Annotated in this window: 15 protein-coding genes and 2 tRNA genes; 4 read left to right on the top strand and 13 right to left on the bottom strand. The window is 64.2% G+C overall.

The window, feature by feature from the left end:
* Positions 1-100: 100 nt before the first annotated feature.
* Positions 101-730, top strand: coding sequence for a class I SAM-dependent DNA methyltransferase (locus EP376_RS02650; RefSeq protein WP_127653977.1), 630 nt, complete (start codon positions 101-103; stop codon positions 728-730).
* On the opposite strand, the gene EP376_RS02645 is transcribed toward EP376_RS02650, so the two are convergent.
* Positions 720-1,937 carry an N-acetylmuramoyl-L-alanine amidase gene (locus EP376_RS02645; RefSeq protein WP_127653976.1) on the bottom strand — a complete coding sequence of 406 codons (1,218 nt, stop codon included), beginning with the start codon at positions 1,935-1,937 and terminating at the stop codon, positions 720-722. The genes EP376_RS02650 and EP376_RS02645 overlap by 11 nt on opposite strands.
* Positions 1,934-3,085, bottom strand: coding sequence for a pyridoxal phosphate-dependent aminotransferase (locus tag EP376_RS02640; RefSeq protein ID WP_127653975.1), 1,152 nt, complete (start codon positions 3,083-3,085; stop codon positions 1,934-1,936). The genes EP376_RS02645 and EP376_RS02640 overlap by 4 nt, the downstream gene beginning before the upstream one ends.
* Before the next feature lie 170 nt (positions 3,086-3,255).
* On the opposite strand from EP376_RS02640, the gene EP376_RS02635 reads away from it, so the two are divergent.
* Positions 3,256-4,008 (top strand): DsbA family protein, encoded by a 753-nt coding sequence (locus EP376_RS02635; RefSeq protein WP_127653974.1) that lies wholly within the window; start codon positions 3,256-3,258, stop codon positions 4,006-4,008.
* Between the two features lie 2 nt (positions 4,009-4,010).
* On the opposite strand, the gene EP376_RS02630 is transcribed toward EP376_RS02635, so the two are convergent.
* Complete coding sequence (locus EP376_RS02630) at positions 4,011-4,427, bottom strand: MerR family transcriptional regulator (RefSeq protein WP_127653973.1); 417 nt, start codon at positions 4,425-4,427, stop codon at positions 4,011-4,013.
* Positions 4,428-4,502: 75 nt separating this feature from the next.
* Here EP376_RS02630 and EP376_RS02625 point away from each other — a divergent pair, with 75 nt between their 5' ends.
* The gene (locus EP376_RS02625) at positions 4,503-5,126 is read left to right on the top strand and encodes a cation efflux transmembrane domain-containing protein (RefSeq protein WP_127653972.1); all 624 of its coding nucleotides are present in this window, start codon (positions 4,503-4,505) and stop codon (positions 5,124-5,126) included.
* Position 5,127: 1 nt separating this feature from the next.
* Here EP376_RS02625 and ispG read toward each other — a convergent pair whose 3' ends face one another.
* The 3 genes from ispG to hemA all read right to left on the bottom strand — a co-directional run bounded on the left by ispG (position 5,128) and on the right by hemA (position 8,905).
* Positions 5,128-6,258, bottom strand: a complete 1,131-nt coding sequence (gene ispG, locus EP376_RS02620) for a flavodoxin-dependent (E)-4-hydroxy-3-methylbut-2-enyl-diphosphate synthase (protein ID WP_127653971.1) — start codon at positions 6,256-6,258, stop codon at positions 5,128-5,130.
* A 97-nt stretch (positions 6,259-6,355) separates the two neighbouring features.
* Positions 6,356-7,570 (bottom strand): helix-turn-helix domain-containing protein, encoded by a 1,215-nt coding sequence (locus EP376_RS02615; RefSeq protein WP_127653970.1) that lies wholly within the window; start codon positions 7,568-7,570, stop codon positions 6,356-6,358.
* A gap of 111 nt (positions 7,571-7,681) precedes the next feature.
* On the bottom strand, positions 7,682-8,905 hold the full coding sequence (gene hemA, locus EP376_RS02610; protein WP_127653969.1) for a 5-aminolevulinate synthase: 1,224 nt from the start codon (positions 8,903-8,905) through the stop codon (positions 7,682-7,684).
* A gap of 208 nt (positions 8,906-9,113) precedes the next feature.
* On the opposite strand from hemA, the gene EP376_RS02605 reads away from it, so the two are divergent.
* Positions 9,114-10,502, top strand: a complete 1,389-nt coding sequence (locus EP376_RS02605; RefSeq protein WP_127653968.1) for a M20/M25/M40 family metallo-hydrolase — start codon at positions 9,114-9,116, stop codon at positions 10,500-10,502.
* Positions 10,503-10,522: 20 nt separating this feature from the next.
* Here the strand turns inward: EP376_RS02605 and EP376_RS02600 are convergent, their stop codons facing one another.
* The 7 genes from EP376_RS02600 to EP376_RS02570 form a co-directional block, all read right to left on the bottom strand.
* A complete protein-coding gene (locus EP376_RS02600; protein ID WP_127653967.1) occupies positions 10,523-11,083 on the bottom strand; it encodes a hypothetical protein in 561 nt (186 codons plus the stop codon).
* A gap of 58 nt (positions 11,084-11,141) precedes the next feature.
* Positions 11,142-11,363 (bottom strand): RND transporter, encoded by a 222-nt coding sequence (locus EP376_RS02595; protein WP_127653966.1) that lies wholly within the window; start codon positions 11,361-11,363, stop codon positions 11,142-11,144.
* A 78-nt stretch (positions 11,364-11,441) separates the two neighbouring features.
* Positions 11,442-11,518: transfer RNA gene (locus EP376_RS02590), tRNA-Asp, on the bottom strand.
* Positions 11,519-11,588: 70 nt separating this feature from the next.
* Positions 11,589-12,101, bottom strand: a complete 513-nt coding sequence (locus tag EP376_RS02585) for a GNAT family N-acetyltransferase (protein ID WP_127653965.1) — start codon at positions 12,099-12,101, stop codon at positions 11,589-11,591.
* A gap of 101 nt (positions 12,102-12,202) precedes the next feature.
* Positions 12,203-13,135, bottom strand: coding sequence for a pirin family protein (locus tag EP376_RS02580; protein ID WP_127653964.1), 933 nt, complete (start codon positions 13,133-13,135; stop codon positions 12,203-12,205).
* 156 nt (positions 13,136-13,291) lie between these two features.
* A tRNA-Val gene (locus EP376_RS02575) sits at positions 13,292-13,367 on the bottom strand.
* 12 nt (positions 13,368-13,379) lie between these two features.
* The gene (locus EP376_RS02570; protein WP_127653963.1) at positions 13,380-13,970 is read right to left on the bottom strand and encodes a histidine phosphatase family protein; all 591 of its coding nucleotides are present in this window, start codon (positions 13,968-13,970) and stop codon (positions 13,380-13,382) included.
* Positions 13,971-14,034: the final 64 nt, after the last annotated feature.

Genomic DNA, 14,034 nt, shown 5'->3' with positions numbered 1-14,034 from the left:
TCGCGGCCCGGCATGAACTTGCCAAGTCGCCCGCGCCGTTCGTGACCTTTTGGGGCCTGTGCCGCTTGCGCCGGAGTGGCATCGCTCCGATATCCACGGGATGACAGCACTCTCCGCCTCTTTGCCCACGGCACAGGACGTGATCGCGACCTATGACCGTGTCGCGGCCGACTGGGCCCGGTCCCGCAATCGCAGCCTGTTCGAAAGACGCTGGATCGACCGGTGGCTTACGCTTGCGCCAAGGTCCCGGCCCCTCCGGGTTCTTGATCTGGGCTGTGGGTCCGGCCAGCCGATCGCGACCTATCTGGCCGAGCGCGGGGCCGAGGTCACCGGGGTCGACGCCTCACATGCCATGTGCGCGCTCTTCGGGCAGGCCATGCCCGAGGCCCGCTGCATCGAGGCCGCAATGCAGGACCTGCGGCTGCCCGAGACGTTCGAGGCGATCCTCGCCTGGAACAGCTTTTTCCATCTGTCGGCCGAGGATCAAAGGGCCACGATGGCGACGTTCGCCCATCACGCGGTCCCGGGTGCGGCGCTGATGTTCACCTCCGGCCCTACTGCCGGCACGGCCTTTGGAACGGTTGGCGGGGCGCCGATCTTTCACGAAAGCCTCGATCCGGACGAGTATCGCGCCCTTCTGGCTGAAGCGGGGTTCGCCGTGGTCGATTTCCGCCCCGAAGACCCCGAGTGCAACGGCCATTCGGTCTGGCTTGCCCGCGCTATTGCCTGAGCAGGGGCGCGCGGGCCCGTCGTTCGGCGTCCCAGCGCTGAACGCCCTGAACAATGCCGCCGATGATCCGCGCCCGACCGGCCGGAGAGCCGATGACCTCGCGATCCTGCGGGTTCGACAGAAACCCGATCTCGATCAGGACAGAGGCGAAATCCGGCGCCGTCAGAACCGCAAGCGGGGCCGTTCGCCGGGGCCGCGAATTCATCGCCACACCCGCGTCGTCCAGCGCGGTCACCACCTGATCGGCAAGGCGCAGCGACTGCGGACCGGTTTCCAGGCGCGCCAGATCCATCAAGACCGTGGCGACCGTGTCGTCCTGACCGCTGAGATCGAGCCCCGAGAGCAGATCCCCCCTGTCATGGCGTTCGGCCATCCGGGCCGAGGCCCCGTCGCTCGCCTCTCCCGTCAGGGTATAGACCGACGCCCCGCGCGTGACCTCCTCGTCCAGCGCATCGGCATGAAGCGAGAGCAGCACATCGGCACCGGCGGCCCGGGCGATGGTCATCCGCTCTTCCAGAGGAACGAAGATATCGGCCCTTCGGGTCAGAACCGGCCGGATGCCCCCTGCCCGTGCGAGCGCCTCTTCCAGTTCGATCGAGAATTGCAGGATGATGTCGGCTTCCTTGATACCGCCACGCACGGCGCCCGGATCGATGCCGCCGTGGCCCGGATCGATCACGACGACCAGATCGTCATCACCGCCGTCGGGCGGTGCCACAAGCGACGGCCGGTCCGTCGCGTGGATATCCCAATCCGGATCAGGCGGTGCGCCCGCTGCTGCGGCAAATCGGTCGGGGTCGGCGCGGCTCAGGCGGACCCGGACGACGGCGGTGCCGTCGGTCTCGTCGACCTCCATCCCGGCGGTTTCGATCAAGGTCGGCCCGGCAAGATCGATCACCAGCCGTGACCAGCCGGGGCGGAAGGCGCCGAACCGCAGATCGGTCGCATTGTCGGCATTCAGAAGCCCCGCGCGGGACGCGCCGCGCCAGTCGACCTCGCGGAAATCCATGACAAGCCTGCGCGGATCATCGAGGGTGAAGACGCGAAACGGCACCGGCTGACTGAGGTAGAGCGTCACGTCCAGCCCGTCTTCGGCGTCGCGCACCTGGCTTTGGGCCACGTCCAGACGGGCCAGCCCGCTGAATTCCTGCGCGGTGGTGGCGAACGGCCACAGAAGAACAATCAAGAACAACAGGGCGCGGATCATGCCGACCGCCTTTCATCCATGAACCGGGTCAGTCGTTCGATCCCCTCTTCGATATCGGCCGTGGCGCGGGCATAGGAAAACCGCAGCCAATGATGCCCGTCCTCGGGATCGAAATCGAGCCCCGGCGTGACGGCGACGCCCGCCCGGTCGAGGATCTCGGACGAAAACGCCAGAGCGTCATCGGTATGCGCGCTGACATCGGCATAGATGTAGAACGCCCCGTCAGGCGGGGCCATCGTGGCGAAGCCCGCCCTGGCGAGACCGTCGAGCAGAAGGTCGCGGTTGCGCGCATAGACGGCGACATTGGCCTGCAGTTCGTCCTCGCAATCCATTGCCGCAAGGGCCAGCCGCTGCGACGCATGCGGCGGGCAGATGAACATGTTTTGCGCCAGCCTCTCGACGATGCGGACATGATCCTCGGGGACGACCATCCAGCCGACGCGCCACCCCGTCATCGAGAAATACTTGGAAAAGGAGTTCACCACATAGACTTCATCGGTCACTTCAAGCGCGGAAACCGACCTTTGGGCATAGCTCAACCCGTGATAAATCTCGTCCGAAATCAGGGGGATACCGCTCACCTCGCAGGCCTCGGCAAGGGCGGCCAGTTCCATCTTGCCCAGCATCGAGCCGGTCGGATTGCCGGGTGAGGCCACGATCAGACCGTCGAGATATTGCCCCGACAGATCCGCGGGACGGGGCTGCATCCGCGCCTCGAGCGAGGTGCGCAAGCCGACGGGTTCGAGATCGAGCGCGCGCAGGATTTGCCGGTAGGACGGATAGCACGGCAGACCCAGCCCGACGCGTGCCCCCGGATCGAAAAGCGCGGTGAATGCAAGGATGAAGGCACCGGAAGCGCCCGCCGTCACGATCACCCGGGCGGGATCGACATCGACATTGTACCATTCGCCCATGTGGCGCGCGATGCGTGCGCGCAGCTCGGGCATACCCAGCGCGACGGTATAGCCCATGGGATCGCGGGCCAGTTCGTCCGACAGCCGGGCAAGGGCGGCGGCAGGCGCACCGGTGCTTGGCTGGCCCACTTCCATGTGGATGATATGGCGTCCGTCCTCTTCGGCGGCGCGCGCGGCCTCCATCACGTCCATCACGATGAAGGGATCGACAAGTCCGCGGGTTGAGTTTCTCATGCTCTGGCCTCTATTGTCCGCAGCAACAACGTGCAGATCCGGTTTGGTCCATCTGCCCCCGCCCACCCCCTCGCGTCAATCGTTGCGGCGCAATTGCCCGCGATCCGGGCGGGACGGTGCAATCGGGAGGCGTCCGGGCCATAATCGGCTGCCCCAATCGGAGGTTCGCCATGTTCGCCCGTCTCGCCCTTTCCGCAGCGCTTGCCCTTGGGGTCGCGCTGCCTGCCGCCGCCTTCGACTTGTCCGAGATGACAGACGACGAACGCAGTGTCTTCCGTTCGGAGATCAGGGCCTACCTGCTTGAGAACCCGGAAGTGCTGATGGAGGCGATCTCGGTCCTCGAGTCGCGCGAACGCGAGGCGCAGGCTGCCAATGATGTGGCGCTTGCACAGACCTATGCCGATCAGCTTTTCGACGATGGCCATTCCTGGGTGGGCGGCAATCCCGATGGTGACGTGACGATTGTCGAATTCCTCGATTACCGCTGCGGCTATTGCAAACGCGCGTTCGAAGAGGTCGAAACCCTGCTGGAAAGCGATGGCAACATCCGCTTCATCGTCAAGGAATTCCCGATCCTTGGCGACCAGTCGACGCTTGCGGCCCGCTTTGCGATCGCCGTGCTGCGGGTCGAGGGGGATGCTGCCTACGAGGATGTGCACAACACGCTGATGACGATGCGGTCGGACGTGACGATGTCGGCCCTTGTCCAGATCTCCGACACGTTCGGGCTGGATACGGCGGCGATCAGCGCCGAGATGGAGAGCGAGGACGTCTCGCGCATCATCGCTGAGAACCGGGCGCTGGCGCAGGCGCTCGCGATCAGTGGAACGCCGACCTTCGTGATCGGCGATCGGCTGGTGCGCGGATATATCCCGGGCGACCAGATGGAATTGGTCGTGGCCGAGGCCCGCGCGCAGGACTGACCTCAATGCGGGTTGGAACACAGCCCGTGATCCGACAATGACCTGAGCACATAGCATTGCCGCGCGGGGCCCGACCCTTCGCAGCCATCCGCGATGCGGGACAATTCCTGCTCAAGCGAGCGAAGCTGCGCGATCTTGTCGCGCACGGCGGCAAGCTGCGCCTCGGCAATCTCCATCGCCGACTGGCAGGACCGGTCGGGATGCTGTTGCAGATCGATCAGCGAGAGGATCTCGTCGATGCCGAAACCCAGCGCGCGCGCATGCCTGATAAATCCCAACCGCTCCAGCCCCGCGGCATCGTAGCGCCGCTGATTGCCGGCACTGCGCCCGGCGGGGGTCAGAAGACCGATCTCCTCGTAATAGCGGATCGTGGGCACCTTGACCCCGGTCCTTCGGGACAACTCTCCGATGGAAAACATCTGATTTACCTCTTGAACCTCTAGCCACTAGAGAGACTACCTTCCGGTGCAGCAAGATACAAAGGGAAGACCGATATGTCAGGTTGCTGCGGAGAAGACGCGAAATTCGATGGGGTGTCGCCCGACTACAAACGGCGCCTCTGGGCCGTGATCGCGATCAACGCCGCGATGTTCGCGGTAGAAATGACGGCCGGTCATTATGCCCGATCACAGGCATTGCAGGCGGACGCGCTGGATTTTCTGGGCGATGCGCTGACCTATGGCATCTCGCTTGCCGTGATCGGCGCCTCGCTGCGGGTGCGCTCCACGGCGGCCCTTGCCAAGGGGCTGAGTCTTTTTGTCATGGGTGTCTGGGTTCTGGGCTCCACCCTCTACCGGGTCGTCTATGTCGGCGTCCCGGAGGCCGGCGTCATGGGCGCGATCGGCGCATTGGCTCTTGCCGCCAATCTGGCCAGCGTGCTGATACTGATGCGCTACAAGGACGGGGACGCCAATGTCCGGTCGGTCTGGCTATGCTCGCGCAACGACGCGATCGGCAACGTGGCGGTCATGATCGCGGCGCTGGGTGTCTGGGGCACGGCCACGGGTTGGCCCGACCTGATCGTGGCCGCGATCATGGCGTCGCTGTTCCTGTCGTCCTCGTGGCAGATCATCCGTCAGGCGCTGGCCGAACGGCGCCACGACACGGCGCGGGCCTGATCTATTCGGCGGCGGGGCGCTCTGCCTCGCCGGCCTCGATATCGGCGGCGCGCTTTTCGACCTGTTCCACGATGTGGTCGATCATCTTGTCGTTGTCCATCCGGTGGCTTTGCTTGCCAGCCAGATAGACCATGCCGTTGCCCGCCCCGCCGCCGGTAAAGCCCACATCCGTCATCAGCGCCTCACCGGGGCCGTTCACGACGCAGCCGATGATCGACAGGCTCATCGGCGTCTTGATGTGTTCCAGCCGCTTTTCGAGGATTTCGACGGTCTTGATCACGTCAAAGCCCTGCCGCGCGCAGGACGGGCAAGAGATGATGTTCACGCCGCGGTGCCGCAGGCCGAGCGACTTGAGGATCTCGTAGCCGACCTTAACCTCTTCGACCGGATCGGCCGAAAGCGAGACACGGATCGTGTCGCCGATCCCCATCCACAGAAGGTTGCCCAGACCGATGGCGGATTTGATCGTGCCGGAAGTCAGGCCACCGGCCTCGGTGATGCCCAGATGGATCGGGGCGTCGGTCTGTTCAGAGAGTTGCTGATAGGCGGCCGCCGCCATGAAGACGTCAGAGGCCTTGCAGCTGATCTTGAACTCGTGAAAATCGTTGTCCTGCAGGATCTTGATATGATCCATCCCGCTTTCGACCATCGCGTCGGGGCACGGCTCGCCGTATTTTTCCAGCAGGTGTTTTTCGAGGCTTCCCGCATTCACGCCGATCCGCATGGAGCAGTTGTTGTCTCGGGCCGCCTTGATGACCTCGCGCACGCGTTTTTCGTCACCGATGTTGCCCGGGTTGATCCGCAGGCAGGCGGCACCCGCTTCGGCGGCTTCGATGCCGCGTTTGTAGTGGAAATGGATGTCGGCCACGATCGGCACCGGGCTTTCGGCCACGATCTCCTTCAGGGCCTTCGACGAGCCCTCGTCGGGTACAGATACGCGCACGATATCGGCACCCGCATCCGCGGCCGCCTGAACTTGTGCGATCGTGCCCTTCACATCGGTGGTCAGCGTATTGGTCATCGTCTGCACCGAAATCGGTGCATCACCACCGACCGGCACATTGCCCACCATGATCTGGCGCGACTTGCGGCGATAGATGTTGCGCCAGGGACGAATGTGATTGAGCGACATGAGACTGCGACCTTTGACTGGCTGGTTGGTGCCAACCTAATCGCCCCGATGCCTGCTCACAAGCCGGGGGCGGTGCTGTTTTCGACCGGAAAGGGCCCTATTCGGTGGTTTCGGCGGATGCGACGTTCACAAGCTCGGCCAGATCGGAATCGGCGGTGATATCGGCTACCGTATAGCTTTGTGTCAGGCTGTCGACGGCAAGCGCGACATTCGACGTTACGGTGCCACGGGGCCCGACCGGGCCGTAATGCGTGCCGTTGACGGCAAAATAGACGGCACCGGATTCCCCGACGCGCAGCGTTGCGGGATCCTCGGTCGCGGGAACCTCGAAGGTATCCCCGGCGTTCATGATGCCCTCGAAAAGCGTCGTGCCCTCGGCCGAACGGACCCTGACCCATGCGGGACGCACGGCCACCAATGCCAGCTCCGGGGCGGGCCCTTCGTTGACCTGAACGGATGGCACGGCAAGGTCATCCGACGGCAGGCCGGGCGCGACTTGGGCGATCAGTTCCGGGCGGGCACCAAAGCCCGTTTCGCCGACCAGCGTTCCCACACTCGATGGATCGAGGGTCGAGATCGGACCGTCGCGCGCGACCATCACCGGCACGTCCAGCGCCTGCGGCCGATAAAGCCGGTCGAGCGCATCGGGAGACGGGATGGTGGCATCGGCCACGGTTTGCGTCAGCGGACCTTCGGGCCGGGACGCGCCCGCGAGAGGATCCACATCCGACACCACGGTCGGGGCCTGTTCCACGGGGGCGAACTGAACCTTCTGGACTTCCTGCAGGACAGACCAGCTGCCGTATCCGATGCCACCGATCAGCATAACCAGAACCATGATCGAGCCGACAGCCCTCGGTTCGATGCCCGAAAAGGCGCGTTCGGCAGAGGGGATGAACGGTGTGGCAGACGACGCGAAGATATCCTTGCCGGCCGCGCCAAGCATCCTGTCCTCGCGCGACGCCAGAACCGACGAGGCCTCGGCCGACATGCCATGCGAGGTGACGAAACCGCTTTCCTTGCAGAACGTCTCGAACGCCCAGTCGGCATCCATGTTCAGATAGCGCGCATAGGATCGCACGTAACCCGCGATGAAGCCCGGCGTATCAAAGGCAGAAGGATCAGCATTCTCGATTGCCGCGATATAGGCGGCCTTGATCTTCAGTTCGCGCTGAACGTCCAGAAGGCTTTTGCCCATGGTCGCCCGCTCACCGCGCATCAGGTCGCCAAGACGCAGTTCAAAGGCATCGAAGCCTTTGGCTTCAACTCCCTCATTCGTGGCCTTCGAGCGTCTGAAGCCGCGTCCGATCATGCCTGGTCCCGTTGCCTTTTGCCCCAGTTGACCTCGCCACGATTCGGCAGTGCGGCGGGCCAATTATGTTTTCATAACACAGAGCAAAAAACGTTGCAGCGCAGAAATTTATCAGCCTGCGAGATCAGCGCGATTCAGCGCACATTGGCCCCAAAGTCTGTCCAAAGCATGAACAAGTGCATCCATTTCACGCGGTCCGTGCACGGGAGAGGGCGTGAATCGCAGCCGCTCCGTCCCGCGGGGAACGGTCGGAAAGTTGATCGGCTGCACGTAGATTCCATGATCGGACAGGAGCCTGTCGGACATCATCTTGGTGTGGACCGGGTCCCCCACGATCAATGGAACGATATGACTTCCATGATCGACGATGGGCAGACCAAGACCCTTGAGCCGCAGCTTGAGTATGCCCGCCTGCTGCTGGTGCAGATCGCGCAGGGCCGCGTCGGTCTTGAGATGCGCGACGCTGGCCGCGGCCCCCGCGGCCACCGCAGGTGGCAGTGACGTGGTGAAGATGAAGCCCGGCGCATAGGAGCGGATGGCGTCGACCATCCGCGCCGAGGCCGCGATATAGCCGCCCATCACGCCATAGGCCTTGGCGAGCGTTCCGTTGATGATGTCGATCCGATGCGCAAGGCGATCGCGTTCGGACACGCCGCCGCCGCGCGGGCCGTACATGCCCACGGCATGAACCTCGTCGATATATGTCAGCGCCCCGAATTCCTCGGCGAGATCGCAGATCTTGGCAATCGGTCCGAAATCGCCGTCCATCGAATAGACGGATTCGAAGGCGATCAGCTTGGGCGCGGCCGGGTCGTCAGCCTCGAGCAATTCACGCAGATGCGCCACGTCGTTGTGGCGGAAGATGCGCTTGGCCCCGCCATTGCGGCGCACACCCTCGATCATCGAGGCATGGTTGAGCGCGTCGGAATAGATGATCAGACCGGGAAACAGACGCGGCAGCGTGCTGAGCGTGGCATCATTGGCAATATAGGCCGAGGTGAAAAGCAGCGCCGCTTCCTTGCCGTGCAGGTCGGCAAGCTCGGCCTCGAGCAGGTTGTGATAGACCGTCGTGCCCGAGATGTTGCGCGTCCCGCCAGAGCCCGCGCCCACGGCATCGATCGCCTCGTGCATCGCCGCAAGCACCACAGGATGCTGCCCCATCCCGAGGTAGTCATTGCCACACCAGACCGTGACGGGCTGTTCCGTCCCGTCCGGACGGCGCCACGTGGCATGGGGAAACTGACCGTTCTTGCGCGCGATATCGATAAAGGTCCGGTAGCGGCCTTCGTCATGCAGACGCGTCAGCGCCGTGTCCAGATGCGCGGCATAATCCAAGAGCCATCTCCTCAGTCGTCGAAATCCGGGACGCAAACCCGGTGATGGGCTGTCATATAGAGCGCTCAACGATCGGGCAATACGCTACAATTTGACGCCCCTGCCCCATCCCCGCACAGGGCAGATAGGTCCGCCTCTCCCGGCTGGACATCCCCCCGCCCTGCCGTCACTCTTTCAGCAAATCGATCATCAGGAAGAGCCCTTCACCATGACCTCTGCCCGCCTTGCCCCCGTGCTCGACCGGATTGACGCCGATCTCGATGCGGCCCTCGACCGGCTCATGACGCTCCTGCGCATTCCCTCGATCTCGACCGATCCGGCCTTTGCCGACAAATGCGATGCCGCCGCCGACTGGCTGGTGGACGACCTCGCCTCGATCGGCGTCGATGCGACCAAGCGCCCGACCCCCGGTCACCCCATGGTGATCGGCCATGTGGACGGGCCGGGTCGCCACCTGATGTTCTATGGCCATTACGACGTGCAACCGGTCGATCCGCTCGACCTGTGGCACCGCGACCCCTTCGACCCCGAAATCCAGGACACGCCCAAGGGCCGCGTCATCCGCGGTCGCGGCTCGTCCGACGACAAGGGGCAGCTGATGACCTTCGTCGAGGCCTGCCGCGCATGGAAGGCCGTTCACGGAAGCCTGCCTGCGAAGATTACTTTCTTCTTCGAGGGCGAGGAAGAATCGGGCTCCCCGTCTCTTGTTCCGTTTCTGAAAGAACATACCGACGAACTGGCGGCCGAGCTGGCGCTGATCTGCGACACCGGCCTCTTCGACGAGGAAACCCCCGCCGTCACCACCATGCTGCGCGGACTTCTGGGCGAAGAGATCGTGATCCGTGGCCCCGACATGGATCTGCATTCGGGCATGTATGGGGGCCCTGCCCGCAATCCGATCCGGGTTCTGGCCGGGATCATCGCGGCCCTTCACGACGACGAGGGCCGGGTCACCGTCCCGGGCTTCTATGACGGCGTGCCCGAACTGAGCAACGAGCTGCGCGCGCAATGGGAAGACCTCGGCTTCGATGCCGACGCCTTTCTTGGCGATGTGGGCCTGTCGGTGCCGGCAGGCGAGGCCGGGCGCAGCGCGCTCGAGATGATCTGGTCGCGCCCCACCTGCGAGGTCAATGGCATCACCGGCGGCTACACCGGCGACGGGTTCAAGACCGTTCTGCCGTCAGAGGCGCGGGCCAAGATCAGCTTCCGGCTCGTGGGCCAGCAGGACCCTCTCGCGATCCGCGAAAGCTTCCGAAAGATGGTGCAGGACATGCTGCCGGCCGATTGCAGCGTGGATTTCCATCCCCACGGCGCCTCGCCCGCCTCCGTCATGTCGACCGACGATCCGGCATTCGAGGCGGCGCGGCAGGCGTTGTCCGAGGAATGGCCCCGGCCTGCGGCCTTCATCGGATCAGGCGGTTCGATCCCGATCGCGGGTTATTTCAAGGATATCCTCGGCATCGATTCGATGCTGATCGGCTTCGGCCGCGAGGACGACCTGATCCATTCCCCGAACGAGAAATACAGTCTCGACAGCTTTCATCGTGGCATGCGCAGCTGGGCGCGCATTCTCGACACGCTGGCGGCCGAGGACTAGGGCGGCCAGCCCCCCGAAGGTCAGACCTTTGCCAATTCCCTGTAGCGCACCGCCGGCCCGAGGCTGGGCCCGTGGGCGCACAGATGCTTGGTCAAAGCAATCTTCAGGGCATGATCCGTGAGGTAGGGGCGCAGCGCTTCGAGCGGCAGGTCTTCACGATCGAAATCCTCGATCGCGATCTCCGCGTCGGGAGGTACATCTTCGGCGGAGCCTGACCCATCGGCCTTTGCGGGGGCCGGTGATGCAAGGACCGTCACCGGCGATTCAAGCGCGCTGATCCGGAGACGCAGCGCAGAGCGCGCCCGCGACAGGCTGGCCTCGAATTCGCCAAAGACCCGTTTGCCGGCCAATGCAGCCGCGCGCAGCGGGGCGGTGTCCGACAGGCGGATATGGCGGATATCCTCCGACAAGCGGCCAAGCCGCTCGACATCGCGGCGCATGCGGTCCGCGTCTCCCGTTTTCCAGGTCTGGCGCGCCTGGTCCAACAGGGCATCCGCCTGATCCAGTAGCGGCGCATTGACACTTCTCAGACGGGCGTCGATTTCGTCGGGATCGATCTGGAACAGGCTATTGCGGCGCATCGACGCCTCCTCTCGCATGGAACAGGAGGATCATCGGCGCAGGATGGTGAAGGATGCGTTAACCGCGCCGGGTGGCGAGCCGTATCAGCTTCAGGATCAGAACCAGCCAGGGCACGCCATGCAGAAGAAGATCGAAAACATCGATCGGGGCGCGCAGCTCGCCCGCTGCCAGCATCTTGAGCTTCTCCCAAAGATGCGGTTCGGGCGTGAACGGCGCCAGCCCAAGCGTCAACGCGAGGATGAACGCGATCGAAAGCGGTATCTGATCAAGAAGGCGCATCGCCCACTCCTTTCTCACCCCCTGAACGACGAACGCCGCACCTGACGGTGCGGCGGGATCGTCCCCGAAAGGGGGAAGTGGCGCGGTTGACGGGGCTCGAACCCGCGACCCCCGGCGTGACAGGCCGGTACTCTAACCAACTGAGCTACAACCGCGTGAGACGGGGGATTAGGCCAACGCGCCGGGGCCGTCAAGCGCGAACCGACCCGAAATTCGCAGAAATCTTCATTGACGTCCAAGTGCCGCGAGTGCGGCCAGATCATCCCAGGCCACGGGGCGCGACATGATCCTCTGGCCAAAGAGGTCGTCGTGGCCGTCAGGCCCCTCCGTGCCGCCCATGGCGCGGTAGAAGGCCCGCGTCGGGGCGTTGTCCCGCATGACGGTCAGCCATATGTTCGATCCGCCCCGCGCCATTACCTCTGCCGCCATCGAGGCCATCAGCGCGCGCCCGAAGCCGCCACCCCTTGCGTCGGGGCGAACGTGCAGATTGTCGACGTAAGGTCCGCCCTCATGTGTCATGTGCAGTGCCGCGAAGCCTGCGACCCTGTCGCCTTCCCGCGAGACAAGCACGATCCAGTCCGGCCCCGGAAGATCCGCCCATTTGCGTGCCATGATGCCGGGCACCTCCTCGTCGAGGAAGGAATCGGAGACAAGACCCCGGTACGCCGATTGCCAGCTTGCGATCTGGATCTCGGCAATCTCGCCCAGATCCTCCGGTCTTGCCGCCTCGATCACCATCGTTCCCTCCAAAGTTCCCGATGCAAGACAGCACGCGGCCCGGGGGGGGATCAATGGCGTCGGCCCGGGGGCGCGCCAAAATTAGCTAATTTTGGCCCGCCCTACGGCAGCGGGATGAACTCCTGATTGTCACCGGGGGGCAGCTGGAACCGGCCGCTTTCCCAGTCGCCTGCGCGCCAGGCTTCCTTGGCGGCCTCGATCTTCTCCTGCGAGGAGGCCACGAAGTTCCACCAGATGTGGCGCGGCCCGTTCATCGTGGCCCCACCGAGGATCATGACGCGCGCGCCCGCGGGCCCCGCCGCGAAGGAGACCCGGTCACCGGGACGAAAGACCATCATCCGCCCGGCCTCGAACCGATCGCCGGCCAATTCTATCTCGCCCGTCATGACATAAAGGCCCCGGTCCTCGTGATTATCGGGAAGCGGCATCTTCGCTCCAGGCTCCAGCACGGCATCGAGGTAGAACATCTCTGACGGAGTTTCGACCGGGGCGCGTTCGCCATAGGCGGAGCCGAGGATGATGCGCACCTTCTTGCCCTCGCCCTCCAGTTCGGGCAGCGCGCCGCTGGCGACATGGATGAAGTCGGCGGCCCCCTCTTCACGATCCTCGGGAAGTGCGATCCAGCTTTGCACACCCATCACGCGGCGCACCGGCTCTGGCTTCTCGTCATCCATCCTCTCGGAATGGGTGACGCCGTGGCCCGCGACCATGAGGTTCACATCGCCCGATTCGATCCACGAATCCGTGCCAAGCGAATCCCTGTGGTGGATGCGCCCCTCATACAGATAGGTGACCGTGGCCAGACCGATATGGGGATGCGGGCGGACATCTATGCCCTGCCCCGTCAGGAATTCAGCGGGGCCCACCTGATCGAAGAAGATGAACGGCCCGACCATCTGCCGCTGCGGCGACGGAAGCGCACGGCGCACCTCGAATCCACCCAGATCGCGCGCGCGCGGGACGATGACGGTTTCCACGGAATCGACGGCATCTCCGGTCGGGTAATCAGGCTCGAGTGACGGGTTCCAGCTCAAGATGTTCTCCTCAATCATCCATGTAACTGAACATATCGCATGATCGCCGCATTGGTATGTGCGATTTCACACAGAAATTCTCTCGAAAAGCAGAATAGCCGATACCAGCCGTGGCCAGGCACAGGCAGCGGACAGGACTCGCTTGTCAGGAAGGGGTGGTGGGTGGTGAGGGGCTCGAACCCCCGACATCCTCGGTGTAAACGAGACGCTCTACCAACTGAGCTAACCACCCGACACAGGCGGATTACCCCGCCGATCCGCTGGCATCAAGCGTTTCGTGCCAACCGTCGCGCAACCTGTGAACCACGCCCTGCCCGCCGGGAAGATCGCCCACACGCTCGATCCCCCATCCCAGCGCCGCGGCCCGCAAAAAGCGCGATGTAATGCCATGGGTCACGACGACGGCCGGACCGTCGAGATCGCCCAGGAACGCCTGGACCCGTGCGTAAAGCGCCTCGAAAGGCTCTCCGTTGGGGGCCGCTCTGTAGTGATCGAGGAAACTCGCGCCGGGCGGCAGTGCCGCGGCGGCGATGATCTCTTCGCGGCGCATCCCGGCCCAGTCGCCCACGCCGATTTCGGACAACCGCTGGTCGGTGGTTGCCTCCGCGGTGTCGCCCAGAACGATCCGCGCCGTCTGCTGCGCCCGGCCCTGCGGGCTGACAAAGAAGCGGTGGGTCACCGGTGTGACGCCAATATCGCGCAAGAGACTGCCAAGGTTTCGGGCCTGTTCGCGGCCCATCTCGGTCAGCGGGGAATCAAAGACGCCCTGCCAGCGCCCCTCGCGGTTCCATTCCGTTTCGCCGTGGCGCAGCACAAAAAGTTCAGGATATCTCACGCCAATTGTCCGATGACAGCTTCGGGTATGAACCGGCCCGACCCGCCGATCGCGCGCCTGTTCA

The sequence above is a fragment of the Alexandriicola marinus genome (assembly GCF_004000435.1).
GTDB classification, from domain to species: domain Bacteria; phylum Pseudomonadota; class Alphaproteobacteria; order Rhodobacterales; family Rhodobacteraceae; genus Alexandriicola; species Alexandriicola marinus.
Note: the sequence above shows the minus strand (reverse complement) of the source record. Positions and strands in the feature narration are given on the sequence as shown.

Bases quoted from the DNA above. Each gene is read 5' to 3' on its own strand.
- EP376_RS02650 (WP_127653977.1), top strand. From the start codon at position 101: ATGACAGCACTCTCCGCCTCTTTGCCCACGGCACAGGACGTGATCGCG.
- EP376_RS02645 (WP_127653976.1), bottom strand. From the start codon at position 1,937: ATGATCCGCGCCCTGTTGTTCTTGATTGTTCTTCTGTGGCCGTTCGCC.
- EP376_RS02640 (WP_127653975.1), bottom strand. From the start codon at position 3,085: ATGAGAAACTCAACCCGCGGACTTGTCGATCCCTTCATCGTGATGGAC.
- EP376_RS02635 (WP_127653974.1), top strand. From the start codon at position 3,256: ATGTTCGCCCGTCTCGCCCTTTCCGCAGCGCTTGCCCTTGGGGTCGCG.
- EP376_RS02630 (WP_127653973.1), bottom strand. From the start codon at position 4,427: ATGTTTTCCATCGGAGAGTTGTCCCGAAGGACCGGGGTCAAGGTGCCC.
- EP376_RS02625 (WP_127653972.1), top strand. From the start codon at position 4,503: ATGTCAGGTTGCTGCGGAGAAGACGCGAAATTCGATGGGGTGTCGCCC.
- ispG (WP_127653971.1), bottom strand. From the start codon at position 6,258: ATGTCGCTCAATCACATTCGTCCCTGGCGCAACATCTATCGCCGCAAG.
- EP376_RS02615 (WP_127653970.1), bottom strand. From the start codon at position 7,570: ATGATCGGACGCGGCTTCAGACGCTCGAAGGCCACGAATGAGGGAGTT.
- EP376_RS02605 (WP_127653968.1), top strand. From the start codon at position 9,114: ATGACCTCTGCCCGCCTTGCCCCCGTGCTCGACCGGATTGACGCCGAT.
- EP376_RS02600 (WP_127653967.1), bottom strand. From the start codon at position 11,083: ATGCGCCGCAATAGCCTGTTCCAGATCGATCCCGACGAAATCGACGCC.
- EP376_RS02595 (WP_127653966.1), bottom strand. From the start codon at position 11,363: ATGCGCCTTCTTGATCAGATACCGCTTTCGATCGCGTTCATCCTCGCG.
- EP376_RS02585 (WP_127653965.1), bottom strand. From the start codon at position 12,101: ATGGTGATCGAGGCGGCAAGACCGGAGGATCTGGGCGAGATTGCCGAG.